Genomic DNA, 26,174 nt, shown 5'->3' on the forward strand with positions numbered 1-26,174 from the left:
GGGGCAGGGGGGGTCAGTGGTGGAGGAGCACCAGGTCGTCGCGGTGGACCACCTCGCGCTCGTAGGCCGCGCCCAGCTCCCGCGCGAGGTCCCGGGTGGACCGGCCGATCAGCCGGGGGATCTCCTTGGCGTCGAAGCTGACCAGGCCGCGCGCCACCGCCCGGCCCCCGGTGTCCCGCAGCTCGACCGGGTCGCCGGCGGAGAAGTCGCCCTCCACCCCGGCGATGCCCGCGGGCAGCAGCGAGCCGCCGCGCTCCACCACGGCCCGTACCGCGCCCTCGTCCAGGGTGAGGGCCCCGCGCGGCGCGGAGGCGTGGGCGAGCCAGAGCAGCCGGTCCCGGGAGCGGCGGCCGGTGCGGTGGAAGTAGGTGCCGGTCGGGCGGCCCAGCAGCGCGTCGGCGGCCTGGCTGGCGGCGGTGAGGACGACCGGGATGCCGGCCGCGGCGGCGATCCGGGCCGCCTCGACCTTGGTCACCATGCCCCCGGTGCCCACCCCGGCCCGTCCGGCGCTGCCGATGGACACCCCGGCCAGCTCGGCCGGGCCCCTGACCTCGGCGATCCGGGAGGTGCCGGGGGTGCTGGGGTCGCCGTCGTAGAGGCCGTCCACATCGGAGAGCAGGACCAGCAGGTCGGCCCGGACCAGGTGGGCCACCAGGGCGGCGAGCCGGTCGTTGTCGCCGAACCTGATCTCGTCGGTGGCCACCGTGTCGTTCTCGTTGACGATCGGCACCGCGCCCATCGCCAGCAGCTGGTCCAGGGTGCGGCAGGCGTTGCGGTAGTGCGCGCGGCGGCTGGTGTCGTCGGTGGTGAGCAGGATCTGCCCGACCCGGCGGCCGTAGCGGGCGAAGGAGGCGGTGTACCGGGCGACCAGCAGACCCTGGCCCACGCTGGCGGCGGCCTGCTGGCGGGCCAGGTCGCGGGGGCGCCGGTCCAGGCCCAGCGGGGCCAGCCCGGCGGCGATCGCGCCGGAGGAGACCAGCACGATCTCCTTGTCGCCCTCGCCCGGCTCCGCCCCGCGTCCCTCCAAGATCTTGGCGAGCGCGTCCACCAGCGCGTCCACCCGGTCCGCGTCCAGCCCACCGGCCGCGGTGGTGAGGGAGGAGGAGCCGACCTTGACCACGATCCTGCGGGCCGCGAGCACCTCCCCGCGCACCTCCCCGGCCCCCTGTCGGGAGGAGCCCTCGGTCCCGTCCTGCGCTGCCACGCCCGTCCCCTGCCTCTACTTGCCTCGTGCCGGTACTCGATGTGCTCGGTCGTGCTGGGTCGCACTCGGTCCGATCGCCCCCGGCAGAACCGCACCCGGGGCCTCGACCGCTCCGCAGCCCGCAATCTACGGCAGTCCACCTGGTGTGCGCCGCCGCGTTCCGACCGGCGGACGATGGAGCACTTTGCCCTGATTAAGGGTGATTGATGCCACCGTAGATTGTCACCGGCCCCGCCCGCGTCATACGGTCAGTGGTCGGCTTGTTCCACAACCCCAGGCGACGCTCAGGCGTCAGCGCGGGGAATGCGTGGCCAACCCCACATCGCCATAACTTCCGTCCCGCTTCTCCTGCCAGGAGCCCACCCAGTGCCCTCTGCCGGAACCTCCTCCCGCCGAGCCGTACAGCTGGCGGCGCTGATCGCGATGGTGGTGTTCTTCACCGCCCAGCTGATCGGAGCCGTGCTCCCGAACGTACCGCTCCTCATCGCCGCCTCGGCGGGGGGACTCGCGCTCGATCTGTTCCTCCAGCACCAGCAGCCCGGCCTGCTCTCCCTGCTGAGCAAGATCCGCTTCGACGTCACGGTGCGACAGCTGCTCCGCGACATGCTCCTCCTGGTCGGACTGCTGCGCATCGACGGCATCGACCCGCTGCACGAGCACGCGCCGCTCACCGTCGGACTGCTGCTCTTCTACGTCGTCCACTTCGCCTGCCAGGCCGCCGCGGTGCTGGTGCGCCGCGTCCGGCAGCTGCCGTTCGTGACGCGCAACATCGACGCCTCCGCGCTGCGGCTGAGCGACGCGCCGCCGCGCCTGTTCGCCCGCCAGCACGCCCGCCGGCTGCTGCGCCTGGCGGTCCCGGCCACCACCGGTCTGCTGGTCACCGCGGCCACCGAGAACGCCTGGTGGGGCATCGCGGGCCTGGGCGTCGCGGTCCTCGTCGGCCTGGCCGGCACCGCCCACCTGGCCACCTGGCTGCTGCCGCGCAAGCGCTCGGTGAGCGAGCAGAAGGCGCTGGAGTGGCTGGACCGCTGGCTGGCCGAGTACCAGCCGACGGTCGGCATGTACTTCTCCGGCGGCACCACCTCCGCGTACCAGGCGAACATGTGGCTCTCCACGCTCGCCGAGCTGGACGGCAACCCGATCATCGTGCTCCGTGAGCGCTTCATGGTGCAGAAGATCGACGCCACCGACATACCGATCATCTGCCTGCCCAAGGTCGCCAACGTGATGCGGCTGGAGCACTCGGCGCTCAAGGTGCTGCTGCACCCGGCGAACTCCGGCAAGACCTCGCAGGTGCTGCGGATACCGTCGATCAAGCACGCCTTCATCAACCACGGCGAGAGCGACAAGCTCTCCAGCTGCAACCCGTACGCCAAGGCGTACGACGAGGTGTGGGTCGCCGGGCCGGCCGCCCGCGACCGCTACCAGCAGGCCGACATCGGTGTGGACGACCGCGACGTGGTCGAGGTGGGCCGCCCGCAGCTGGCCCCCATCCGCCCCTACGCGGGCGCCCCGACCGGCGCGTTCACCAACGTGCTGTACGCGCCGACCTGGGAGGGCTGGGACGGCAACCCGGGCAACACCTCGGTCATGCTGGCGGGCGAGAACATCGTCCGCGCGCTGCTGGCCGACCCCGGGGTGCGCCTGATCTACAAGCCGCACCCGATGACCGGTTCGGTGGTGCCGAAGGCCGGTGCCGCCAACGAGCGGATCATGGCCATGATCCGGGAGGCCAACAGCAAGCGGAACGGTCCCCGCCCGGGTCCGGAGGCCGCCGCCGAGCTGGACCGCCGCACCGAGGAGCTCACCCGGCTCACCACCACCTCCTTCCGCCCCGACGCGGACGAGCAGGAGCGGATGCGGCTGCAGGGCGCTCCGGAGCCCGGGCGGGCCGACCGCGTGGAGCAGGCCACGACGGCCTGGGAGAACGCCTTCTGGGCCGCGCTGCCGGAGTGGGAGCACCAGATCGTCACCGGCCCCCGCCCGGCGATCTTCAACTGCTTCAACCAGGCCGACCTGCTGATCAGCGATGTCTCCAGCGTGGTCTCGGACTACCTCACCAGCGAGAAGCCGTACGCGGTCGCGAACACCTCCGGGATGACCGAGGAGGAGTTCCGGGCCGCCTTCCCGACCGTGCGCGCGGCGACCATCCTCTCCCCGAAGGCGACCGGCGTGCCGGCGCTGCTGGAGTCGGTGCGCCAGCCCGCCAAGGACACGCTGGCCGCTGAGCGCGCCGCGCTGAAGGGGCACCTGCTCGGCCCGTCCGACCCGCCGTCCCTGGTCCGCTTCAACCGGGCCGCGCTCGAGCTGGCCGCCGAGGCCGAGGCCCGCCGGCTCCGGATGGCCGACCGGCTCGCCGACGAGTTCTCCGGCCTGAGCGGTGCGGTCGGTGCCGCCGAGGAGATGGAGATAGAGGCGGGCGGCTCGGAGGAGACCGCGGGGGTCTGAGCGGCCCCGCCGCCAGGCCGTTCGAGCCGGTCGACCGGCTGATCCGGCTGATCCCGGCCAATCCGGCCATGACACCGAAGGCCCTCGGAGGAGCAGTCCTCCGAGGGCCTTCGCCGTGTCCGGGGTCGTCGCCCGATGGCCACCGATGGCCGCGTGACGCCCCCCGATGCCCGCGTGATGGCCGCGTGATGCCCGCCCGATACCGGTCCGATGACCGCCCGAACCGGTCCGGCCCCGCCGGGCCCCCGTGGAGGGGCCGGCGGGGCCGGTGGGGTCTGGCAGCGCCCGGGCGGGGCGGGCGGTCAGAAGGGACGGAACTCGTCGAACTCGCGATCGGACTCGTCGCGCTCCGCATCGCGGTCGCGGCGGCGCTGCGCGGCGGGGCGGGGGGCGTCGAAGCGGTGGTCCTCACCGCGCCGGCCGAGCATCTCCGCACCGGCCGCCAGGCTGGGCTCCCAGTCGAAGACCACCGCGTCGTCCTCGGAGCCGATGGCCACGCCGTCGCCGGCCTTGGCACCCGCCTTCACCAGCGCCTCCTCGACGCCGAGGCGGTTGAGCCGGTCGGCGAGGTAGCCGACCGCCTCGTCGTTGTTGAAGTCGGTCTGCCGCACCCAGCGCTCGGGCTTCTCGCCCCGCACCCGGAACAGGCCGTCCTCCTCCGCGGTGACGGTGAAGCCCGCGTCGTCCACCGCCTTGGGGCGGATGACGATCCGGGTCGCCTCCTCCACCGGCTTGGCGGCCCGCGCCTCGGCGACGATCTTCGCCAGCGCGAAGGACAGCTCCTTCAGCCCGGTCCGGGAGACGGCCGAGACCTCGAAGATCTCGAAGCCGCGGGCCTCCAGCTCCGGCCGGATGATGTCGGCCAGGTCCTTGCCGTCGGGGATGTCCACCTTGTTGAGGACGACCACCCGCGGCCGGTCGGACAGGCCGCCGTACGCGGACAGCTCGGCCTCGATGACGTCCAGGTCGGACAGCGGGTCGCGCTCGGACTCCAGGGTGGCGGTGTCCAGCACGTGCACCAGCACCGAGCAGCGCTCCACGTGCCGCAGGAACTCCAGGCCCAGGCCCTTGCCCTGGCTGGCGCCGGGGATCAGCCCGGGCACGTCCGCGATGGTGTAGACGGTCGCGCCGGCGGTCACCACGCCCAGGTTGGGCACCAGGGTGGTGAACGGGTAGTCGGCGATCTTGGGCTTGGCCGCGGAGAGCACCGAGATCAGCGAGGACTTGCCGGCGCTCGGGTAGCCGACCAGCGCCACGTCGGCGACGGTCTTGAGCTCCAGCACGATGTCCCCGGTCTGACCGGGCTCGCCCAGCAGCGCGAAGCCGGGGGCCTTGCGGCGGGCGGAGGCCAGGGCCGCGTTGCCCAGTCCGCCGCGACCGCCCTGGGCGGCCACGAAGCTGGTGCCCTGGCCCACCAGGTCGGCCAGGACGTTGCCCCGCTTGTCCAGCACCACGGTGCCGTCCGGCACCGGCAGCACCAGGTCCGTACCGTCCTTGCCGGAGCGGTTGCCGCCCTCGCCGGGCTTGCCGTTGGTGGCCTTGCGGTGCGGACTGTGGTGGTACTCGAGCAGCGTGGTGACGGACTGGTCGACGACCAGCAGCACATCGCCGCCCCGACCGCCGTTGCCGCCGTCCGGCCCGCCGAGCGGCTTGAACTTCTCGCGGTGCACGGAGGCGCAGCCATGGCCTCCGTTACCCGCGGCGACGTGCAGCTCGACGCGGTCCACGAAGGTGGTCATTGCTGGTGCCTCCAGGATGAGGGTCGCCCCCGCGGCCGTGTACGGCCGGCGGGAGTCGTGGTCTGTGTCTTCACTCTTAACGCGCCGAGGGCGGACCCGCTTCCCACCCGGGAAGTGAGGTCCGCCCTCGAAGCGTCGTTACGGGCTGATTACTCAGGCGACCGGAACGATGTTCACGACCTTGCGGCCACGGTGGGTGCCGAACTGCACCGCACCGGCGGCCAGCGCGAACAGCGTGTCATCGCCGCCGCGGCCGACACCCGTACCCGGGTGGAAGTGGGTGCCGCGCTGGCGGACCAGGATCTCACCGGCGTTGACGACCTGGCCGCCGAAGCGCTTGACGCCGAGCCGCTGAGCGTTGGAATCGCGACCGTTCCGAGTGGACGATGCGCCCTTCTTGTGTGCCATCTCTCCTCAGTCCCTTACTTCGCAGCAGCGTCGATCTTGGTGATCTTCAGCGCGGTGTGCAGCTGACGGTGACCGATCCGCTTGCGGTAGCCGGTCTTGTTCTTGTACTTCAGGATGTCGATCTTGGCACCCTTGTGGTGGTCCACAACCTCGGCGTGGACCTTCACACCGGCCAGGACCCACGGGTCGCTGGTGACCGCATCGCCGTCGACCACGAGCAGGGTCGAGAGCTCGACGGTGTCGCCGACCTTGCTGGTGGAAATACGGTCAACCTCGATGACGTCGCCGACGGACACCTTCTGCTGGCGGCCACCGGTGCGCACGATCGCGTACACGCGGAACTCTCTCTCGCTCGAAACGGAACCTCTGATGCCAGCCACTCACTGGGGCCCGGTCTCAAGAGAACGGGTCCGACAGATCCATGAGGACGAGCGGCCTCTCCCGGAGACCGGGAGGTGTTTGCTCAGGGGTGGGCGTACAGACGCCGAGGGTCAAGATTACGGGCCGACGCCCGGAAGGGTCAAACCGGCGGGATCCGACCGCCCCGGGCGCGCCGCCCGCGCCGGAACGGGGTTGCCCCGTGGGACGCACCCAGGCCCGGTACGTCTCCATGGAACCCGCCGGAACCGGGCACGCGCCGGGTCCCGGCCCCGCGGGACACGCCCAGGACGGTAGCGCCCAGGACCCGCACACGGGCCAGAGCGGTAGGCGCCGCGCAACACGCCAGGACAGTGCGGCCAGCCCAGCACAGCAGGGGCCCCGGGCCCGCACAGGCGCCAGGACGGTACGGCCCCGCGGGCCGTCGCCGGACGCGCCGGACGCACCTGTCCAGGGCGGCGTGCGGCCCGCCAGGGGCCGCGCCCAAGGGCCGGCGCGCCTGTACCGCGGTCCCCGCGGGCCCCTGGGCCCGCAAACGCGTCGCCCGCCCCGGCGGATGGTGCCGGGGCGGGCGACGGGCCGAACGGGCGGGCTCAGCTCTCCGCGGGGCCCGAAACGGACGACAGCGCCTCACTGCCGGCCGCCGCGCTCTTCTTGGCAGCCGTCTTCTTCGCCGTCGTCTTCTTGGCGGCCGTCTTCTTGGCCGTCGTCTTCTTGGCGGCGGTCTTCTTGGCCGCCGTCTTCTTCGCCGCGGCCTTCTTGGTGGTGGCGGCCTTCTTCGCCGGTGCCTTCTTGGCGGCCGTCTTACGGGCCGTCTTCTTCACCGGCGCCTCGGCCTCCGCCACGTCCACCTCGGCCTCGGCGGCCTCAGGGGCCTGCTCCGGCTCGGCGGCGGCCCGCGGGGCCTCCTCGACCGGCTGCTCCGGCTCGGCGGCGGCCTCGGGCTGGCCGGCCGGGGCGCTGACGACCACCACGGCGGCCTCGGCACCGGCCGGCGAACCCGCCGGCGCGGACGCCTTCCGGGTCGCCCGGCGACGGGCCCGCGGTGCGGGCGCGGCCGGCGCCTCGACGGCCTCGGCCTCGGCCACCGGGGCAGCCTGCGGCTCCTCGGTCACCACGGCCTCGACCACCGGCACCTCGGGCGACTCCGGCGCCGCGGGGGCCTCGGCCACCGCGGTCTCGGGCGCCGGGGCCTGCGGCTCCTCGGCGGCCACCGAGGGGGCACCTCCCTGCTCGAGCGAAGCCGAGAGCTTGGGGGAGGACTTCCGCGCGGCCTTCGGAGAGCCTGCCGGGGCGGACGCCTTGCGGGTCGCCCGGCGACGGGTACGGCCGCGGCCGGCCGCGGCCTCCGCCTCGGCGGCGCTGCTGTACAGCTCCTCGTCCGGGGCGAACACAGGCTCCGGCAGCGCCTTGGGCTCGGCGATCTCCGCCGCGACCTCGGCCGCCGTCTCCACGGGTGCCGGCTCCGGGGTCGGCGCGGCCTCCTCCGCCACGGGCAGCTGCCCGTCCGGAAGCTCGTGCTCGTGCTGCGGAGCGCCCTTCTTCTTCTTGCGCTTGCCGCCACCGCCGACCGAGGACGGCTGGTCCATGTGCACGATCACGCCGCGCCCGTTGCAGTGCACGCAGGACTCGGAGAAGGACTCCAGCAGACCCTGGCCCACCCGCTTGCGGGTCATCTGCACCAGGCCCAGCGAGGTGACCTCGGCCACCTGGTGCTTGGTCCGGTCCCGGCCCAGGCACTCCAGCAGCCGCCGCAGCACCAGGTCCCGGTTGGACTCCAGCACCATGTCGATGAAGTCGATCACGATGATGCCGCCCAGGTCGCGCAGCCGCAGCTGGCGCACGATCTCCTCGGCCGCCTCCAGGTTGTTCCTGGTGACCGTCTCCTCCAGGTTGCCGCCCTGGCCGGTGAACTTGCCGGTGTTGACGTCGACCACGACCATCGCCTCGGTCCGGTCGATCACCAGCGAACCACCGCTGGGCAGCCAGACCTTGCGGTCCAGCGCCTTCATCAGCTGCTCGTCGATCCGGTACGTGGCGAACACGTCCACGTCCGAAGTCCACTTCTGCAGACGGTCGACGAGGTCCGGCGCGACATGCGAGACATAGCCGTGAATGGTCTCCCAGGCGCCGTCACCGCTCACGATGACCTTGGAGAAGTCCTCGTTGAAGATGTCGCGGACCACCCGGACGGTCATGTCCGGCTCGCCGTACAGCAGCGAGGGAGCGTTGCCGCTCTTCGCCTTCTTCTGGATCTCCTCCCACTGCGCCTGGAGCCGCTGCACGTCGCGGGCCAGCTCGTCCTCGCTCGCGCCCTCGGCGGCGGTGCGCACGATCACGCCCGCGTCCTCAGGGACGATTTTCTTGAGGATCTGCTTCAGGCGCGCCCGCTCGGTGTCCGGCAGCTTGCGGCTGATGCCGGTCATCGAGCCCTCGGGCACGTACACCAGGTAGCGGCCGGGGAGCGAGACCTGGCTGGTCAGCCGGGCGCCCTTGTGGCCGATCGGGTCCTTGGTGACCTGCACCAGCACGGACTGGCCGGACTTCAACGCGGTCTCGATGCGGCGCGGGCCGTTGGCCAGGCCGAGCGCCTCGAAGTTCACCTCGCCCGCGTACAGCACGGCGTTGCGGCCCTTGCCGATGTCGACGAAGGCGGCCTCCATGGACGGCAGCACGTTCTGGACCTTGCCCAGGTAGACGTTGCCGACGTAGCTGGTGGCCTGCTCCTTGTTGACGAAGTGCTCGACGAGGACGTTGTCCTCCAGCACGCCGATCTGGGTGCGCTCGCCGCTCTGCCGGACGACCATCACCCGCTCGACGGCCTCGCGGCGCGCCAGGAACTCCGCCTCGGTGATGATCGGCACCCGGCGGCGGCCCTGCTCGCGGCCCTCGCGGCGGCGCTGCTTCTTGGCCTCCAGACGGGTCGAGCCCTTGATGGACTGCACCTCGTCCGCGCTGGTGCCCTCTTCCCGCTTGCGCGGCTCGCGGACCTTGACGACCGTGCGCTCCGGGTCGTCCGTGCCCGACTCGGCCTCCAGCGCGTCCCCGCTGCGGCGACGGCGCCGACGGCGGCGACGGCTGCTGCTGGTGCCGGCGCCGAGCCCCGACTCCTCGGCCTCGGGCTCCTCGGCCTCAGCCTCGGCCTCCGGGCCCTCCTCCTCGGACGGCTCCTCGCCGCCCTCGGCCTCCAGGGCCTCTCCGCGGCGGCGGCGACGGCCGCCTCGGCGACGGCGGCGGGACGGGCGCTCGCCCGACTCCTCGTCGCCGTGCTCCTCGACCTCGTACTCGGCCTCCTGCTCGGGCTCCTCGGCGGGCTCCTCGACCGGCTCGGCCTCCTGGACCTCCACGTGCTCCTCGACCGGCTCACCGCGGCGGCGACGGCGGCGACGGCCGGCCGTGGCGCGCGGCGGCTCCTCGTCCTCGGTCTCCTCCTCGACGCTCTGCTCGGCCTCGGCCTCGGCGGCGGCCGCGGCGGCGGCGGTCTCCGGGGTCTGGAACATCGGCTCGGCGAAGACCGGCGCCTGGAACACGGCGGTCGGCGGCCGGACGGCCCGGCGGCGGGTGCGTCCGGGAGCCACCGGCTCCTCCTCGGCCTCGGCCTGCGGCTCGGCCGGTGCCGCGGCGGCGGGCTCGGCCACGGCCGGCGCCTCGGCCTGCGGCGCGCTGACCTTGCGGACCGCCCGGCGCCGGACCCGGCGCGGGCCGCCCTCGGCGGGGGCCTCGGTCTCGGCGGCTGCCTCGGGGGCGGCGGCCTCCACCACGGCCTCCGGCGCCTCGGCGGGCGTCTCGGCCTGCTCGGCCTCGACGACCGCGGGCGAACCGGCGGGCGCGGTCGCCTTACGGGTGGCACGGCGGCGGGTACGGGCCGGCCTGGCCTCGGCGGCCTCCGGCTCGGCGGCCACCTCGGCCACCGGCTCGGCGACCGGCGTCACGACAGCCTCCACGGCCTCAACCTCGGAGGCAGCCGGCGAACCAGCGGGCGCCGTGGCCTTACGGGTCGCACGACGACGCGTACGCACCGGCTTCACCTCGGCGGCCTCCGGCTCGGCGGCCACCTCGGCCACCGGCTCGGCGACCGGCGTCACGACAGCCTCCACGGCCTCAACCTCGGAGGCAGCCGGCGAACCAGCGGGCGCCGTGGCCTTACGGGTCGCACGACGACGCGTACGCACCGGCTTCACCTCGGCGGCCTCCGGCTCGGCGGCCACCTCGGCCACCGGCTCGGCGACCGGCGTCACAGCAGCCTCGGCGGTCTGGACAGGTTCGGCCCCCGAAGCGGGCGGACCGGCGGGCGCCATCGCCTTGCGGGTCGCACGGCGACGGGTACGCGCCGGCTGGGCCTCGGCGGCCTCCGGCTCGGCGGCCACCTCGGTCTCCGGCTCGTCGGGCTCGACGGGCTCTATGGGACGTGCCACGACCTCGGCCGCGGCCGGCGCGGGGCTGGAAGCCGAGGCGCTGCCGGCGCTCGGCGGTCCGGCCGGGCGGGATGCCACGCGGCGACGGCGGCGCGGCGGCAGGGTGTCGCTGGGACTGTTGTTCTCGGACAGCGGAGCGGGGGCGGTGGCGCGCTGCGCCCCCGTCCCCCCGGCTTCCGATCGTTCCTGCGGCTCAGTGGGCTCAATTGGTTCGAGCATGCGGGCGGTTCTCCCGTCACGCTCCCGGGGCGCCGCGTCCGGTCCGGCCAGGGTCCGCGTGATGAGCGCGGTACCGGCTGTCCGGGGCGCGGGCGCCGCACGGGAGCTGTCGTCTCGCTCGCCAGGTCCGTTTCTGCGGACCGGCGAAAGTCTCCTGGTCAATGCGCCTGCCGGACCCGGGTGGCTCCCTGGTGCTTCGGCGGCGCTTCGACGACGGTCCTACGCGGAACCTTCCGGCGCCGGCGCGGCGGTGCCCCTCGGTGAGGCCGGGTGGAGGTCAGTCCGGGCGGCCGTGGTTGGGGCGGCCATGACTGCCTCGCGATCGGGCGCGAGCGGGTCGGTCACCGTGCCGGTCTCCTCATCGAGCAGCCCCTGCGCCAGCCTGGTCACCGCTGCGGGGACCGGCGGCGCCAGGTCGGCCGTAGCGCGGAGGCCGGACAGGACGTCGTCAGGTCGAACGGCAGGTGTCCCGTGCCGTACAACCAGCCGCAGTATCGCACAGGCACCCTCGCCTGGCCTATCGGCTGTCGGCGCGAGCGCCTCGAGCTGTGCCACCGCGGCACGGGCGTCGAAGGTTCGCAACCCGTTTTTGGTTCGGCGCTCGACCTCCACGGTCTCCGCCGCGAGGAAGGCCGCCACGGCGCGCTCGGCCTGCTCGTGCCGGACCCCGTCGAGCCGGATCTCCCAGACGGACGCCTGGAGGCGGTCGGCGAGACCCGAGGTACGTGCCTCGACCGCGTCGACGACGTCAAGGCCGTCCGGCAGCGATTCGTCGAGCAGCTCACGCAGCGTCGCGGGCTCCCGCACCTCAGTGAGCTGGATCTCCAGATACTCGGCCTCGCTGCCGGTGCCGGTGGGTGCGGCATTGGCGTACGACACCTTCGGGTGCGGGGTGAAGCCCGCCGAGTACGCCATGGGTACCTCGGCGCGGCGCAGCGCCCGCTCGAAGGCGCGCTGGAAGTCGCGGTGGCTGGTGAACCGGAGGCGGCCGCGCTTGGTGTAGCGCAGTCGGATGCGCTGCACCGCGGGTGCGGGCGGGGGGCCTTCGGGCTGTCGCTTGCCCAGTGTCGTTCAGTCCTTCGTGAGTGCCGTCGTACTGCTACCTAGAGTACGTGCCCCGGCGGCCGGCGGTTCCCGCCGGGGCTCGGCCCGGGGGACTCGGGCTACCGGCGGGGCGCGCCGAGGAGTGCCCGGCGCACCTCGCGCAGGGCCTGCCGCACCGCCCGGGAGACCGGGCGCCACAGCCCGTCGCGGATCCCGGTCAGGACCGGCCGCAGCAGGGTGCGCCAGACCCATCCGACGGGCACCACGACGAGCAGGCGGAACACGGTGCTGACGCAGCTCCACAGGGAGCGGCTGATGTGGCCGGCCACATGCCAGGCCCAGGCGAACACCGCCCCGATCCCCCGCAGCACCGGCCCCAGGACGTAGCGCCACAGCGCGAGCAGGGGGAGCACCAGGGTGTACCGGACGACGAGGGTGAGGAGCGCCCACAGGCCGCGTGCCATCCAGCTGACGGCGTGCCCGACGGGGGTCAGCACCCAGCGGTAGAGCGCGACCAGCGGCACGACGAGCAGGTAGTGGAGCAGCCGGCGCAGTCCGCGGCCGAGCGGGGTGAGCAGCACCCGGTAGAGCCAGGCCAGCGGGGCGACCACCAGAGTGTGCAGCAGCCAGGCCAGCGCGGTGGCGACGGCTCGCAGCGGTATGAGGACGAAGACCTTCAGCAGCCAGCCCAGGGCCCGGCCCACCGGTGCCAGCACCCAGCGGTACAGCGCCCGGCAGCAGGCCGTCAACGCGTCCCACAGCAGCCGCAGCGGTAGCACCACGATCACCGCCAGGATCTGCACCGGCAGTCGGATCGCCTTGGTCAGGCAGCCCTCCCCCGGCTCCGGACGCGGCCCTGGCCTTGTCGTGTACGCGTGCATCCCGGCAAGCCTAGGGGATCCGGCGGCGGCCCCGGCGCCCCAGGTCGCGGGGGCCGTGCGGACGGCCGCCGGGCGATCCGGTCAGCGCTGGGGCGGGGTGGGGCGTACGGCGAGCACGGCGATGTCATCGGTGCTGTCGGCGCCGAATTCGATGATCAGTTCGTCGCAGAAGACGTCCAGGGGTTCCCGCGCGTACTCGGTCGTGTACCGCCGGAGCCGGTTCATGGCGTCCTCCAGGGACTCTCCGCGGCGTTCGATCAGGCCGTCGGTGAAGAACAGCAGGGTGGAGTGGGGCGGCAGCGCCTCGACGGCGGTGGGGCGGGGCAGGTCCGCGTCCATGCCGATCAGCAGGCCGTTGCCCGAGACCAGGTAGTGGGTTTCGCCCTCCCGGGTGGTGAGCAGGGGCGGCAGATGGCCGGCGGAGGAGTAGTGGAGGCTGCTCCCCCCGCCTCCGTCCTTCTTGAGCAGGGCGTAGACGCAGGTGCCCGTCGCCTGGGGATCGAGGATCTGGCTCGCGCGGTCCAGCCGGTGCAGGACCTCCCCGGGCGGTTCCGGGCGGTCGACGGCGAGGCCGCGCAGCATGTTGCGCAGGGTGCTCATGGAGACGGCGGCCGTGAGGTCGTGGCCGGTCACGTCCCCGATGACCAGCACGGTGTCGCCGCCGGGCAGGACGAAGGCGTCGTACCAGTCGCCGCCGACCACGGCGGTGGTGCTGGAGGGCAGATAGCGGGCGGCCAGCTCCACATGCCCGGCCCGGGGCAGCTCGGGCAGCAAGGCGCGCTGGAGGTGTTCGGCGTTGGAGTGGGTGTGGTGGTGCAGCAGGGCGTTGTCCACCCCCAGGGCGATGGCCCGGGCCAACTCCGCGACCAGGAGGATGTCCTCCTTGGTGAACGGGTTCGCCTCCCGCACCCGGACCAGGGTCAGCGCGCCGATGACCTCCCGCTGGGCCCGCAGCGGAGCGATGATGGCGCTGTCGCCCCCCAGCTCCTCCATCAGCTCCAGTTGCCGGGCGTCCAGCGGACTGCTCGCCTCGCCGAGCGGGGGGATGTCGGCGACCAGCAGGGGGCCCGCGCCGCGCAGCGCCCGGGCCAGCGCCACCCGGTCGTTGTCGGACAGCGGCGGGAACCTGCCGTAGTACCTCCCGGGAATCCGCACCTGGGGATCCTGGTGCGCGATGCAGACCCGCAGCACCTGCCCCTGTTCGTCGAGCAGATCCGCCGCACACCAGTCCGCCAGCTGCCGGGTCAGGACGTGGCACACCCGGCGCAGTCCCTCGTGCAGATCGAGGGTGCTGGCCAGCGCTCTGCCGGTGTCGGCGAACAGGGACAGCTCCAGCTCCGCCTCGTCGATGTCCCCCTTCTTCGCGCCCTTCGTCGTGGTCGGCAGGTGCACCGGGCCCGGTACCGGTCGCGTCGCGTACCCGCCGGTCTCCGCGGCACCGGACGCGACGGGAGGAGACGTCGCCGGGGTGAGCTGGGCGACGAACACGGTGCGCCCGTCGACCGCCTCCTGGGTCTGGATGGCCAGCCGGACCGGGACCAGCCGGCCGTCGCGGTGCAGGGCGGGGACCGGTATGGATCGGCCCAGGATGCGGGACTCACCGGTGAGCAGCAGCGAGCTGAAGCCCATCCGGTGGCGTTCGCGGAGGTGCTCGGGGATCAGCGCGGTCAGCCGCTGCCCGAGGAGGTCGTACGCCCGCCAGCCCAGCAGGCCCGCCGCGGCACTGTTCACCGCGATGATCCGGTTGCGGTCGTCGGCCGCGATGATCGGCACGTTGGCGGCCTCCGCCTCGCTGGCGTCCCAGGGCGCCAGTTCCGTGGGCGTGGCGCTCGGGGCGCCGGACACCAGCGTCCACGCGGTCGGGTGGCCGCCGGAGAGCTGGTTGGTGATCTGGTCGAACAGCCAGTGGCGGAAGGCCCGGATCTGCGGCAGGGCCGGCAGGGTGAGCAGGTTTCCCCGCCGTGCCGCCACATCGGCTTCCTCCAGCACCCTGCGCAGGGTGACCACGCCCGCGGCGGCGTCCACCGGGAACGCGACCAGCAGGGAGAGCGTCGAACTGTCGGGGGTCTCCTGGCGCACCGCGGCCGTCATGCTCGAGCAGATCATGTTGCTCATGTCCTGAGCGACCACGAGGTCCTCCGGAAGCACCCCGGTCCAGCAGGCGGTGAACGCCGCGAGGAACAGCTCGCGCAGCGCCCCCTCCCACTGCTGCTGCGCCGCCCAGTACAGGGAGTACGGCACGTCGTTCAGCGTCACGGTCACGGGTCGGCCGGGGGGCGCCACGGTCTCCCACGCGGAGGTCGGCGGCGCCGGTGCCTGGGGCCACAGTTCGAACCAGACCGACTTCCGGCCCTCGCCGCTGTGGACGCCATGGCTGGTGGCCAGCTCCTCCACCAGGGCCAGGCCCCGCCCGGTGAGGGCGTAGGGGTGGCGATCGTGCGGCACCAGGCCGCGGTCCGGCCGATGATCGCTGACACGCACATGCGCCCGGCCCTCGACGACCCAGGCCGCCACCTCGGCCTCGGTGCGCGCGTGGATCACCGCGTTGGTCATCAGCTCGCCGACCAGCAGCTCGGCGGTGTCCACCACCTCCGGCGCGGAACCGGCCAGTACCGACCGTACGAACCGTCGAGCCACCCCGACGTTCTCCGGTGCCGGAGACAGCCGTCGCGACGGCGCCTCGGGAGGAGGGAAGCTGCCCATGTGCGCCGGGTGCCCAGGATAATCCCCCTGAAAAGGGCGCCGCCGCGGTAAGCCTCCCGACCGGCGGTCACCGCCGGGCCCCACACGCCCGCCCGGCGTCTCCATCACTCATGGGTATGATCATCGGCAAGGCGGGGTCGTAGCACAGAGGTAATGCGCCGCGATGACATCTCGGAGGACGTCGGTTCGAATCCGACCGCCCCGCCCCCTTTCACTCCCCACACGACGTCGGCCTTCATGACCCGCTGTGGTCATGAAGGCCGACGTCGCGTTCAGCGCCCAGGATCCCCCGACGGTGTCCTCAGCCGCCGGGGGTCCGGTCCGCCGCTCAGTGGGTGTGGCCGACCGGGGAAGGCGCCGGCGCCGCGTTCTTGACCGCCAGCGGCAGCAGCTTCTTGCCGGTGGGGCCGATCTGGATCTGGGTGTCCATCTGAGGGCAGACGCCGCAGTCGAAGCACGGGGTCCAGCGGCAGTCCTCGACCTCGGTCTCGTCGAGGGCGTCCTGCCAGTCCTCCCAGAGCCAGTCCTTGTCCAGGCCGGAGTCCAGGTGGTCCCAGGGGAGCACCTCCTCGTAGGAGCGCTCGCGGGTGGTGTACCAGTCGACGTCCAGGCCGAACTCGGGCAGGGTCTTGCCCGCGCACTCCATCCATCGGTCGTACGAGAAGTGCTCGCGCCAGCCGTCGAAGCGGCCGCCGTCCTCGTAGACCGCGCGGATCACCGCGCCGACCCGGCGGTCACCGCGGGAGAGCAGGCCCTCCACGATGCCCGGCTTGCCGTCGTGGTAGCGGAAGCCGATGGAGCGGCCGTACTTCTTGTCGCCGCGGATCTTGTCGCGCAGCTTCTCCAGCCGGGCGTCGGTCTCCTCGGCGGACAGCTGCGGCGCCCACTGGAAGGGGGTGTGCGGCTTGGGCACGAAGCCGCCGATGGAGACCGTGCAGCGGATGTCGTTGGACCGGGACACCTCGCGGCCCTTGGCGATCACCTTGGTCGCCATGTCCGCGATCTGCAGCACGTCCTCGTCGGTCTCGGTGGGCAGGCCGCACATGAAGTACAGCTTCACCTGCCGCCAGCCGTTGCCGTAGGCGGTGGCGACGGTGCGGATCAGGTCCTCCTCCGAGACCATCTTGTTGATGACCTTGCGGATGCGCTCCGAGCCGCCCTCGGGGGCGAAGGTGAGACCGGACCGGCGGCCGTTGCGGGTCAGCTCGTTGGCCAGGTCGATGTTGAAGGCGTCGACCCGGGTGGACGGGAGGGACAGACCGATCTTGTCCTCCTCGTAGCGGTCGGCCAGGCCCTTGGCGATGTCACCGATCTCGCTGTGGTCCGCGGAGGACAGCGAGAGCAGGCCGACCTCCTCGAAGCCGGTCGCCTTCAGGCCCCGGTCGACCATCTCGCCGATGCCGGTGATGGTGCGCTCGCGCACCGGGCGGGTGATCATGCCCGCCTGGCAGAAGCGGCAGCCCCGGGTGCAGCCGCGGAAGATCTCCACCGACATCCGCTCGTGCACGGTCTCGGCGAGGGGCACCAGCGGCTGCTTGGGGTAGGGCCACTCGTCCAGGTCCATCACGGTGTGCTTGGACACCCGCCACGGGACGCCGGACTTGTTGGGCACCACGCGGCCGATGCGCCCGTCGGGCAGGTACTCGACGTCGTAGAAGCCGGGGACGTACACCCCGCCGGTCTTGGCGAGCCGGAACAGCAGCTCCTCGCGTCCGCCCGGGCGGCCCTCGGCCTTCCAGGCGCGGATGATCTCGGTGATCTCCAGTACGGCCTGCTCACCGTCGCCGATCACCGCGCAGTCGATGAAGTCCGCGATCGGCTCCGGGTTGAAGGCGGCGTGGCCGCCGGCCAGCACGATCGGGTCGTCCAGGGTGCGGTCCGCCGCGTTGAGCGGGATCCCGGCCAGGTCGAGCGCGGTGAGCATGTTGGTGTAGCCGAGCTCGGTGGAGAAGCTGAGCCCGAACACGTCGAAGGCGCGCACCGGCCGGTGGCTGTCCACGGTGAACTGCGGCACCCGGTGCTCGCGCATCAGGGCTTCCAGGTCCGGCCAGACGCTGTAGGTGCGCTCGGCGAGGACGCCCTCGCGCTCGTTGAGGACCTCGTAGAGGATCATGACGCCCTGGTTGGGCAGCCCGACCTCGTAGGCGTCGGGGTACATCAGGGCCCAGCGGACGTCGCACTCGTCCCAGGGCTTGACGGTGGAATTGAGCTCCCCGCCGACGTACTGGATCGGCTTCTGCACGTGCGGGAGCAGAGCTTCGAGCTGCGGGAAGACCGATTCGACAGTCATCTCGAACCTTTGTGAGCTGGCAGGACGGACCCTCAAGCGTAACGCGGCCGAAGGGGCCCTCCGACCGGCCGAGGAACTCGGGCCGCCCGAGCGCGGTGGAGCCCCGGGCTCAGCGGCTCAGCGGGGCCCGGTACTTCTTCCGGGATGCCTTGGCCCACACCTCGGGCAGCGCGCGCTGCGCCTCCGTCGCCCGGGCCTCCTCCCGGCCGTGCAGCAGCCCGAGGGTGAAGGTGCTCTCCCCCGCGGCGTGCGCCTGGGCGGCGATCTCCCGTAGTGCGGTGCGGGCCAGCACACTGTCCTGGTGCTCACCCAGCAGCTTCTGGACCTTGGTGATCCGCTTGACCAGCCGTTTCGCGGGCTTGCCGAGCCAGGGCTGGGCGGCCTCGGCGGCGTAGCGGGCCCGCTTGGCGGCCTTGCGGGCGTTGTGCAGGGCCTGGTCGCGGTCCGGTCCGGGCGGCAGCTGGTACGCGGCGTCGACCCGGGCCGCCAGGCGGTCGAGTTCGCGGAGCACCGCGCGGCCGATCTCCCGCCCCGGGCCGCGGGCGGCGGCCGGGCGCAGCAGCGGGGCGCCGGTGGGGCCGGTCGGCGGGGTGGCGGTCAGCCCGCGCAGGTCGCCGAGGAGGGCCAGGTAGCGCTCGCTGTCCAGCACCGCGAGCAGCCCGGTCCGGGCGTCGCCGCGCCGGGTCTGGGACCACCTTTGCAGCCGGGCCCGGACGGGGCCGAGCCGCAGGGTTTCGGGGACGCCGTCCAGGGCGGCGCCGAGCCGGTCGGTGAGGACCTCCAGGTCCCGGTCGGCGCCCAGCTCGGCGGCGAGCCATTTCAGCTCGGCGCCCAGTGGATCGGTGACGGCGCGGTCCAGGAGCCGGCGGTAGGAGCGGAAGGTACTGCGCAGCCGCCGGGTGGCGACCCGCATCCGGTGCACGGAGTCCGGTACGTCCCGGCGGACCGCGGGGTCCAGTGCGACGATCGCGTCGATCTGGTGCCGGGCGTAGTCCAGCACCACGTCCCCGGCGGTCGGGGGCGCCGGCCGGCCGTCCTCGGACGGGCCGCCGGCGGCTTCCGGGGGGTGCTCGGGCGGGCGGTCCGCGGGTTCGGTGGCGGCCAGGGCGCGGGCGAGCTTGGAGTCGGCGGTGGCCGGGCGCAGTCCGGCGGCGGTCAGCCGGGGCTCGATACGGTCCAGCAGGTCCGGGTCCGCGCCCTCGGCCAGCTCCACCTCGACCTCGGTGAAGCGGTGGCGGGTGTCGCCGTGCGGGCCGGGCCGCCGGGCGGTGACCCGGTCGACGGAGATCTCCGCCAGGTCATGGCCGGCGGCATCGCGCAGCAGGCCCACGCGGCGGCGGGTGCGCAGCCGGATCAGCGGGGTCAGGGGGGCGTCCAGGGTGCGGGAGCGCAGCAGAGCGGCGAGTTCGTCCGGTACCCGCTCGGCCAGCGGGGCGCGGATCTCGTCCCGGACCACGCGGCCGGTGCCCTCGGTGCGTACCGGCAGTTTGAGGTGCCAGCCCTCGTCGGCGCCTCCGGTGCGGCGGCGCAGGGTGATCCCGTCCGCGGCCAGCCGGCGGTCCGCGGTGTCGTAGTAGGTGGCGTCCAGGGTGATCGGGGCCCGTTCCTCCAGGGTGGCCGCGTCCGGCAGCTCGCGCAGCGATCTGAGTCGGGTCAGGTCGGGTGGCGACCCGCCCTCCGCGGCCTCGTACTTCCGCTCGATCTCTCGCACGGTGTGGGCCATACAGCGAATCTACGCCGCGGTGAGGTGCCCGCGCACGGCCGCGGTGAGGTGTCCGCGCGCCGGGCCGCGGTTCGCATCCCCTCGGCACGGCGCCCAAGCGGGGCCGCGGCCCCACTCCCGCCGCGATACGGAACCCGCACACGGCCTCGGCCCCACCCCCGCCGCCGTACGGGCGCCCGCGGACGACCGCGGCCCGGCGCCTCCGCGATGGGCGGGGGTGCCGGGCCGTGGTGTGGGGGCGAGGCTCAGGCTGATATCGGCCGCTGGACCTTGATGGACTGGAGGAGCCCCACCGCTATCCAGATGGCGAACATCGAGGAGCCGCCGTAGGAGACGAAGGGCAGGGGCAGTCCGGCCACCGGCATGATGCCCAGGGTCATGCCGATGTTCTCGAAGGCCTGGAAGGCGAACCAGGCGATGATGCCGGCGGCGACCACCGTGCCGTAGAGCTCGGTGGTCTCGCGGGCGATGCGGCAGGCGCGCCAGAGGATCACGCCGAGCAGCACGATGATCAGGCCCGCTCCGACGAAGCCCAGTTCCTCGCCGGCCACCGAGAACACGAAGTCGGTCTGCTGCTCGGGGACGAACTGCCCGGTGGTCTGGGTGCCGTGGAAGAGCCCCTTGCCGAGCAGTCCGCCGGAGCCGATGGCGATCCGGGCCTGGTTGGTGTTGTAGCCGACGCCGGCGGGGTCCAGTGCCGGGTTGGCGAAGGCGGCGAAGCGGTCGATCTGGTACTGGTCCAGCACTCCGAGCTGCCAGACCAGGACCGCGCCGATCACCGCGGTGCCGATCAGCCCGGCCACCCAGCGGTTGGAGGCTCCGGAGGCCAGCAGCACCGCGAGGATGATGATCGCCATCACCATGACCGAGCCCAGGTCGGGCATGAGCAGCACGATCGCGATGGGCAGCGCGGCCAGGCCGAGGGCCTGTACGACGGTGCGGTGGTCCGGGTGTTCCCGGTCCCCCGCGTCCACCTTGGCCGCGAGCAGCATCGCCATGCCCAGGATGATGGTGATCTTGGCGAACTCGGAGGGCTGGACGGAGAAGCCGCCGCCGATCACGATCCAGGAGTGGGCGCCGTTGATGGTGGAGCCGAGCGGGGTGAGCACCGTCAGCAGCAGCAGGATGGACAGCCCGTACAGGATGGGTACGGCGCCGCGCAGGGTGCGGTGGCCCAGCCAGATGGTGGCCACCGCCAGCCCGATGCCGATGCCGGTGTTGAGCGCGTGCCGCACCAGGAAGTAGTACGGGTCGCCCTGGTTGAGCTCGGTGCGGTTGCGGGTGGCCGAGTAGACCAGGGCCGCCCCGATGCCGGAGAGGGCGAGCGCGGCCAGCAGTATCACCCAGTCGAGCCGGCGCACCACGGAGTCGCGCGCGGTCAGCTTGCTCCAGGTGCCGGGCTCGGGGGCGTAACGCCGGATCGGGTAGCCGGAGGGCGTGGTCACTGCGGCGCACCTCCGCCCAGGCCCACGGCCTTGTAGACCCGGCCCACCGGCTGGGCCTGGATGGTGCCGTTCGAGTCGATCCTGGGCAGGCTGCGCTGCGGGACCGGCAGCAGGGCCTTCTTGCGGTCGATGGTGCCGTCCGCGGAGACGCCGTAGAGCGCGTTGTAGATGTTGCGCACCGCCGGGCCGGAGGCGCCGGAGCCGGTGCCGCCCTGGGAGATCGTCATCACGATCGTGTAGTCCTTGGTGTACGTCGCGAACCACGAGGTGGTCTGCTTGCCGTAGACCTCCGCGGTACCGGTCTTGGCGTGCATCGGGATCTTGTCCTGCGGCCAGCCGACGAACCGCCAGGCGGCGGTGCCTCGGGTGGCCACGCCCGCGAGCGCCTCGTTTATCTTCTTCCGGGTGGCCGCGTCCATCGGCAGCCGACCGTGCGACTTGGGCTTGATCTCCTGGACGTGCTTGCCGTCGGCGCTGACGATGGCCTTGCCGACGCTCGGGTCGTACAGGGTGCCGCCGTTGCTGATGGCCGCGTAGATGGTGGCCATCTGGATCGGGGTGACCAGGGTGTCGCCCTGCCCGATGGAGTAGTTGACGGAGTCACCGGCGCGCATCTTCATGCCTTCGAGGCAGTTCTCGTAGGCGATGCGCTGGGCGTAGTCGCCGTCCTTCTTGCCGCTCTTGCACCAGGCCTTCTCGTTGGCCTTCCAGTAGTCCTTCTTCCACTTGCGGTCCGGGACCCGGCCGCTGACCTCGCCGGGCAGGTCGATGCCGGTCGTCTTGCCGAGGCCGAACTGGTGGGCGGTCTTGTAGAACCAGTCCTTGGCGTCCTTCTTGGGGTTGTTGCCGCCGTCCTTGAGCCACTGCTGGTGCGCGAGGCCGTAGTAGACGGTGTCGCAGGAGACCTCGAGGGCCTGTCCCAGGCTGATGTCGCCGTGCCCGGCGGACTCGAAGTTCTTGAAGACCTGGCCGCCGATGCTGTACGAGCTGGGGCAGGGGTACGGGCCCTCGAAGGAGTAGCCGGCGTTGACCGCGGCGGTGGTCGGGATCACCTTGAAGATGGAGCCGGGCGCGGCCTGGCCCTGGATGGCCCGGTTGAGCAGCGGGTAGTTGGAGTCCTTGCCGGTGAGCTGCTTGTAGTCGCGGGCGGAGATGCCGCCCACCCAGGCGTTGGGGTCGTAGGTGGGGTTGGAGGCCATGGCGACGACCCGGCCGGTCTTGGCCTCCATCACCACGACGGCGCCCGCGTCGGCCTTGTAGTTGGTGCCGGTGTTCTTGTCGAAGGACTTGCGGGCCTCCTTCATGGCCAGCGCCAGTTCCTTCTCGGCGACCGCCTGCACCCGGGCGTCGATGCTGGTGATCACGTTGGAGCCGGGCTGGGCCTGCTCGCTCTTCGCCTTGCCGATGACCCGGCCGAGGTTGTCCACCTCGTAGCGGGTGACGCCCGCCTTGCCGCGCAGTTCGGCGTCGTAGGTCCGCTCCAGCCCGGAGCGGCCGATCTGGTCCGACCGCAGCAGCGGTGACGGGCCGTCCTCGGCCTTCTTGATCTCCTCGTCGGTCACCGGGGAGAGGTAGCCGAGCACCTGGGCCGCGTTGGATTCACCGGGCGCGGCGTAGCGGCGCACCGGGGTGGGCTCGGCGCTGATGCCGGGGAACTCCTCGGCGCGCTCGCGGATCTGCAGGGCCTGCTGGGTGGTGGCCTCGTCGGTGATCGGGATGGGCTGGTAGGGCGAACCGTTCCAGCAGGGCTGCGGGGTCTTGGCATCGCACAGCCGCACCTTGGCCATGACGTCCGCGGGCTTCATGTCCAGGACGCCGGCCAGTCGGGTGAGCACCGCCTCGCCGTCGTCCGGCATCTTCATCAGGTCGGTGCGGCTGGCGGAGACCACCAGCCGGGTCTCGTTGTCGGCCAGCGGGATGCCGCGGGCGTCCAGTATGGCGCCGCGGGTGGCGGGTTGGACGACCTGCTGCACGTGGTTGTTGTCGGCCTTGGCGGTGTACTCGTCACCGTTGCGGATCTGGAGGTACCAGAGGCGTCCGCCGAGGGTGAGCAGCAGCGAGAAGACCAGGATCTGGATGACGGCCAGCCGGACGGTGACCCGAGGGGTCCGACCGGTCTCCGGAATGTTACTCATTGCGCGCAGCGCCTCCGCTGGGGGTGGTGGCGGGCGACGGGTGGGTGTTGCTCATGGCGCGTGGCGATCCTCCTGGACGTCGTCCGGGGGAGCCTGCACCGAGGCTGGTGGCGGGCGGGTTGTTCACAGCCGCTTGACCCCCTTGAGGCGTCCGGCCTTGCCGGCCCGGTTCTTGGCGGCCTTGTTCATCAGGCTGCTGCGCGGGCTGCCGACCCGGGACGACTTCCGGCCCAGTCGGCCGGAGCCCAGGCCGCCGGCCGAGTTGAGCCAGCCGTAGGAGCCGTCGGGCTTGGAGCCGCCGGAGCTGTCGATCAGCGGGTCGTGCTCGGTGTGCCGGGCCAGGGCCATGATCAGCGGCACGGTGAACGGCGCCAGCAGCAGGTTGTACAGGGCCGCGGTGATCAGCAGCTTGGCCAGTCCCGGGCTGGCCGCCCCGTCGTCGCCGACCAGCGAGCCGACCCCGGCGTACAGCAGGGTGGAGCCGATCGAGGCGCCGACGACCACCAGCATCGGGCCGGCGGCCGACCGGAGCCGGCCGGTCTCGGGCTTGGCCAGGCCGGCCAGGTAGCCGATGACGCAGAGCACCAGGGCGTAGCGGCCGGCGGCGTGGTCGGCGGGCGGCGCGAAGTCGGCGAGCAGGCCGGCGCAGAAGCCGATCAGCGCGCCCGCGGTGTGCCCGTACACCAGGGAGAGGGCGAGGACGACCAGCAGCAGCAGGTCGGGGACCGCGCCGGGCAGGTTGAGCCGGGCCAGTACGCAGATCTGGGTGAACAGGGCGACGACCACGAGCAGTGTGGAGAGCAGGATCCGGTTGAGGCGCAGCATCGGTCAGCTCCTGGTGGCGGCGTCGCTCGGGGGCGCGGTGTCCCGGGGGGTGACCTTCCGCTTCGGTTCGGTCTTGGGCTCGGCCGGCCGGGGCGGCAGCACCGAGTCGCGGGGGTTGTCGCGCGGTGCCTGGGTGACCACGCCGACGATGTCGAGCTTGGTGAAGCCGACGTACGGGCGTACCTGGACGGTGCGGGTCAGTCCGCCGTCGGAGGCGTCCACCCGGACCACCTCGCCGACCGGCACGCCGGGGACGAAGGGCCGGTTGCCGCGCGAGCCGAAGGTGACCAGCCGGTCGCCCTTCTTCACGTTGGCCTTGCCGTTGAGCAGTTGGACGCGCAGCGGGCGGTCGCCCTGGCCGTTGGCGAAGCCGATCTCGCCGGTCTTCTCCATCCGGGTGCCGACGGTGAAGTCGGGGTCGTTGGCGAGCAGCACGGTGGCGGTGGAGTAGCCGACCGTGGTGACCCGGCCGACCAGTCCGTCGCCGTTGATGACGGTCATGTCGCGGCGGACGCCGTCGCGGCTGCCCGCGTCGATGGTGACGGTCCAGGAGAATCCCTGGGTGCTGCCGATGGCGATGACCTCGGCGCCGGTGATGCCGTACTGCCCGCGGCCGGCGGTGCGCAGCAGCTTGTCGAGTTCGGCGGAGCGGGCCCGGTTGCGGGTGTCGCTGCCGAGGCGCTGCTTGAGTTCGGTGTTCTCGCGCTCCAGATCGCTGATCCGGTCGTGGCGCTCGTCGGAGTCGCGTACCGCGGCGACGGCGTTGCCGACCGGGTCCACCACCCCTGCGACGCCCTCCTCCACCGGTCCGAAGACGGAGGCGGCGGTCCTTCGGGCACCGTCGAGGGGCGAGTCCTCGCCGCCTCGGATGTCCACCGTGATCAGTGCGAACGCGATGGCGATCAGCAGCACCAGGAGCAGGCGGCTCTCTCGTGTGTCCCTCACGTGCGGCGACGTGCCTTCCTCGTAGGAGTCGGACCTTATGCCTTGCGTGCCGAGATGTCGGCGGGGGCCGGTGTTTCGGCGTTCCGCCGGGCGGACGGACCCTCATCCGTACGGCGGAACGCCACGGTGACCGGCGTCACCTGCGGGGCTGGGCGTCCAGCACCTGCTGGAGCGCCTCGAACTCCTCGACGCACTTGCCGGAGCCCAGGGCCACCGAGTCCAGCGGATCCTCGGCGATGTGGATCGGCATGCCGGTCTCGACCCGCAGCCGCTCGTCCAGGCCGCGCAGCAGCGCACCGCCGCCGGTGAGGACGATGCCGCGGTCCATGACGTCGCCGGACAGCTCCGGCGGGCACTTGTCGAGGGTGGTCTTGACCGCGTCGACGATCGAGTTGACCGGTTCCTCCATGGCCTTGCGCACCTCGGCCGCGGAGATCACCACTGTCTTGGGGAGCCCGCTGACCAGGTCGCGACCGCGGATCTCGGTGTGCTCCTCGCCGGCGGTGGCGTACGCGGAGCCGATGGTGATCTTGATGTTCTCGGCGGTGCGCTCGCCCAGCAGGAGGCTGTACTCCTTCTTGACGTGCTGGATGATGGCGTTGTCCAGCTCGTCGCCGGCCACCCGGATGGACTGGGCGGTGACGATGCCGCCGAGCGAGATCACCGCGACCTCGGTGGTGCCGCCGCCGATGTCCACCACCATGTTGCCGGTGGCCTCGTGGACGGGCAGGCCGGAGCCGATCGCCGCGGCCATCGGCTCCTCGATGATGTGCACCTGCCGGGCACCCGCCTGGGTGGACGCCTCGATGACGGCGCGGCGCTCGACTCCGGTGATACCGGAGGGCACGCAGATCACCACACGCGGGCGGGCCAGGTAGCGGCGCTTGTGGATCTTCAGGATGAAGTAGCGCAGCATCCGCTCGGTGATCTCGAAGTCGGCGATGACGCCGTCCTTGAGCGGGCGGACGGCGACGATGTTGCCAGGGGTCCGGCCGATCATCTTCTTCGCCTCGGCGCCCACGGCGAGGATTCCGCCCGTGTTGGTGTTGATGGCGACGACTGACGGCTCGTTGAGGACGATCCCGCGGCCCCTGACGTACACCAGCGTGTTGGCGGTCCCGAGGTCGACAGCCATGTCACGGCCGATGAACGACATGTTGTTCCCCATGAGGATGCGTCTGGCCTTCCCAACTTGAGCGAATGCTTACTTGAGGTCGGCAGGATGGGTGATGTGGGTGCGCTGCGAGGGCGCGGAAGCTTTCATCGTAGTCTCGGTCGCGCACGTGCGACGCGAGGGTCCTCCGCCATTGTCAGCAGAACACGACCCCGCCCTCTACCAATGGTGACGTCGTGTCGGGGTGTCGCGTTCCCC

Annotated in this window: 16 protein-coding genes and 1 tRNA gene; 2 read left to right on the forward strand and 15 right to left on the reverse strand. The window is 72.4% G+C overall.

Annotation, left to right across the window (positions count from 1 at the left end; genetic code table 11):
• Positions 1-13: 13 nt before the first annotated feature.
• On the reverse strand, positions 14-1,141 hold the full coding sequence (gene proB, locus E4099_RS05590) for a glutamate 5-kinase (RefSeq protein ID WP_135337835.1): 1,128 nt from the start codon (positions 1,139-1,141) through the stop codon (positions 14-16).
• 429 nt (positions 1,142-1,570) lie between these two features.
• Here proB and E4099_RS05595 point away from each other — a divergent pair, with 429 nt between their 5' ends.
• Positions 1,571-3,652, forward strand: coding sequence for a hypothetical protein (locus tag E4099_RS05595; protein ID WP_135337818.1), 2,082 nt, complete (start codon positions 1,571-1,573; stop codon positions 3,650-3,652).
• A gap of 302 nt (positions 3,653-3,954) precedes the next feature.
• Here the strand turns inward: E4099_RS05595 and obgE are convergent, their stop codons facing one another.
• The 7 genes from obgE to E4099_RS05630 form a co-directional block, all read right to left on the reverse strand.
• Complete coding sequence (gene obgE, locus E4099_RS05600) at positions 3,955-5,391, reverse strand: GTPase ObgE (protein WP_135337819.1); 1,437 nt, start codon at positions 5,389-5,391, stop codon at positions 3,955-3,957.
• A gap of 153 nt (positions 5,392-5,544) precedes the next feature.
• On the reverse strand, positions 5,545-5,799 hold the full coding sequence (rpmA, locus tag E4099_RS05605) for a 50S ribosomal protein L27 (protein ID WP_135337820.1): 255 nt from the start codon (positions 5,797-5,799) through the stop codon (positions 5,545-5,547).
• Between the two features lie 14 nt (positions 5,800-5,813).
• Entirely contained in the window at positions 5,814-6,134 is a 321-nt protein-coding gene (gene rplU, locus E4099_RS05610; RefSeq protein ID WP_135337821.1) for a 50S ribosomal protein L21, read from the reverse strand.
• A 636-nt stretch (positions 6,135-6,770) separates the two neighbouring features.
• Complete coding sequence (locus E4099_RS05615) at positions 6,771-10,811, reverse strand: Rne/Rng family ribonuclease (RefSeq protein ID WP_135337822.1); 4,041 nt, start codon at positions 10,809-10,811, stop codon at positions 6,771-6,773.
• Positions 10,812-11,030: 219 nt separating this feature from the next.
• The gene (locus E4099_RS05620) at positions 11,031-11,834 is read right to left on the reverse strand and encodes a TIGR03936 family radical SAM-associated protein (RefSeq protein WP_135337823.1); all 804 of its coding nucleotides are present in this window, start codon (positions 11,832-11,834) and stop codon (positions 11,031-11,033) included.
• Positions 11,835-11,974: 140 nt separating this feature from the next.
• Positions 11,975-12,736 carry a hypothetical protein gene (locus tag E4099_RS05625; protein WP_245244622.1) on the reverse strand — a complete coding sequence of 254 codons (762 nt, stop codon included), beginning with the start codon at positions 12,734-12,736 and terminating at the stop codon, positions 11,975-11,977.
• 81 nt (positions 12,737-12,817) lie between these two features.
• Positions 12,818-15,439: a SpoIIE family protein phosphatase gene (locus tag E4099_RS05630; RefSeq protein WP_135337824.1), complete on the reverse strand. Its 2,622-nt coding sequence runs from the start codon at positions 15,437-15,439 to the stop codon at positions 12,818-12,820.
• A 131-nt stretch (positions 15,440-15,570) separates the two neighbouring features.
• Between E4099_RS05630 and E4099_RS05635 the strand changes: the two genes are divergently transcribed.
• Positions 15,571-15,645, forward strand: a tRNA-Val gene (locus E4099_RS05635).
• Positions 15,646-15,767: 122 nt separating this feature from the next.
• Here E4099_RS05635 and E4099_RS05640 read toward each other — a convergent pair.
• From E4099_RS05640 to E4099_RS05670, 7 genes are all read right to left on the reverse strand, one after another.
• Positions 15,768-17,729, reverse strand: coding sequence for a TIGR03960 family B12-binding radical SAM protein (locus E4099_RS05640; protein ID WP_135337825.1), 1,962 nt, complete (start codon positions 17,727-17,729; stop codon positions 15,768-15,770).
• A gap of 109 nt (positions 17,730-17,838) precedes the next feature.
• Positions 17,839-19,452 (reverse strand): CYTH and CHAD domain-containing protein, encoded by a 1,614-nt coding sequence (locus E4099_RS05645; protein WP_135337826.1) that lies wholly within the window; start codon positions 19,450-19,452, stop codon positions 17,839-17,841.
• A gap of 245 nt (positions 19,453-19,697) precedes the next feature.
• Entirely contained in the window at positions 19,698-20,897 is a 1,200-nt protein-coding gene (gene rodA, locus E4099_RS05650) for a rod shape-determining protein RodA (RefSeq protein ID WP_135337827.1), read from the reverse strand.
• Entirely contained in the window at positions 20,894-23,032 is a 2,139-nt protein-coding gene (mrdA, locus tag E4099_RS05655; RefSeq protein WP_135337828.1) for a penicillin-binding protein 2, read from the reverse strand. The genes rodA and mrdA overlap by 4 nt, the downstream gene beginning before the upstream one ends.
• 123 nt (positions 23,033-23,155) lie before the next feature.
• Positions 23,156-23,854, reverse strand: a complete 699-nt coding sequence (gene mreD, locus E4099_RS05660; protein WP_135337836.1) for a rod shape-determining protein MreD — start codon at positions 23,852-23,854, stop codon at positions 23,156-23,158.
• 6 nt (positions 23,855-23,860) lie between these two features.
• Positions 23,861-24,802 carry a rod shape-determining protein MreC gene (gene mreC / locus E4099_RS05665; protein WP_135337829.1) on the reverse strand — a complete coding sequence of 314 codons (942 nt, stop codon included), beginning with the start codon at positions 24,800-24,802 and terminating at the stop codon, positions 23,861-23,863.
• A gap of 136 nt (positions 24,803-24,938) precedes the next feature.
• Positions 24,939-25,958, reverse strand: coding sequence for a rod shape-determining protein (locus E4099_RS05670; RefSeq protein WP_135337837.1), 1,020 nt, complete (start codon positions 25,956-25,958; stop codon positions 24,939-24,941).
• Positions 25,959-26,174: the final 216 nt, after the last annotated feature.

It is taken from the genome of Streptomyces palmae (genome assembly GCF_004684805.1).
Taxonomy (GTDB): Bacteria; Actinomycetota; Actinomycetes; order Streptomycetales; family Streptomycetaceae; genus Streptomyces; species Streptomyces palmae.

Excerpts from the sequence above, each read along its gene's own strand:
- E4099_RS05670 (WP_135337837.1), bottom strand. The coding sequence starts at position 25,958 with ATGTCGTTCATCGGCCGTGACATGGCTGTCGACCTCGGGACCGCCAAC.
- E4099_RS05615 (WP_135337822.1), bottom strand. The coding sequence starts at position 10,811 with ATGCTCGAACCAATTGAGCCCACTGAGCCGCAGGAACGATCGGAAGCC.
- mrdA (WP_135337828.1), bottom strand. The coding sequence starts at position 23,032 with ATGAGTAACATTCCGGAGACCGGTCGGACCCCTCGGGTCACCGTCCGG.
- E4099_RS05630 (WP_135337824.1), bottom strand. The coding sequence starts at position 15,439 with ATGGGCAGCTTCCCTCCTCCCGAGGCGCCGTCGCGACGGCTGTCTCCG.
- E4099_RS05645 (WP_135337826.1), bottom strand. The coding sequence starts at position 19,452 with ATGGCCCACACCGTGCGAGAGATCGAGCGGAAGTACGAGGCCGCGGAG.
- E4099_RS05625 (WP_245244622.1), bottom strand. The coding sequence starts at position 12,736 with ATGCACGCGTACACGACAAGGCCAGGGCCGCGTCCGGAGCCGGGGGAG.
- obgE (WP_135337819.1), bottom strand. The coding sequence starts at position 5,391 with ATGACCACCTTCGTGGACCGCGTCGAGCTGCACGTCGCCGCGGGTAAC.
- E4099_RS05640 (WP_135337825.1), bottom strand. The coding sequence starts at position 17,729 with ATGACTGTCGAATCGGTCTTCCCGCAGCTCGAAGCTCTGCTCCCGCAC.
- rpmA (WP_135337820.1), bottom strand. The coding sequence starts at position 5,799 with ATGGCACACAAGAAGGGCGCATCGTCCACTCGGAACGGTCGCGATTCC.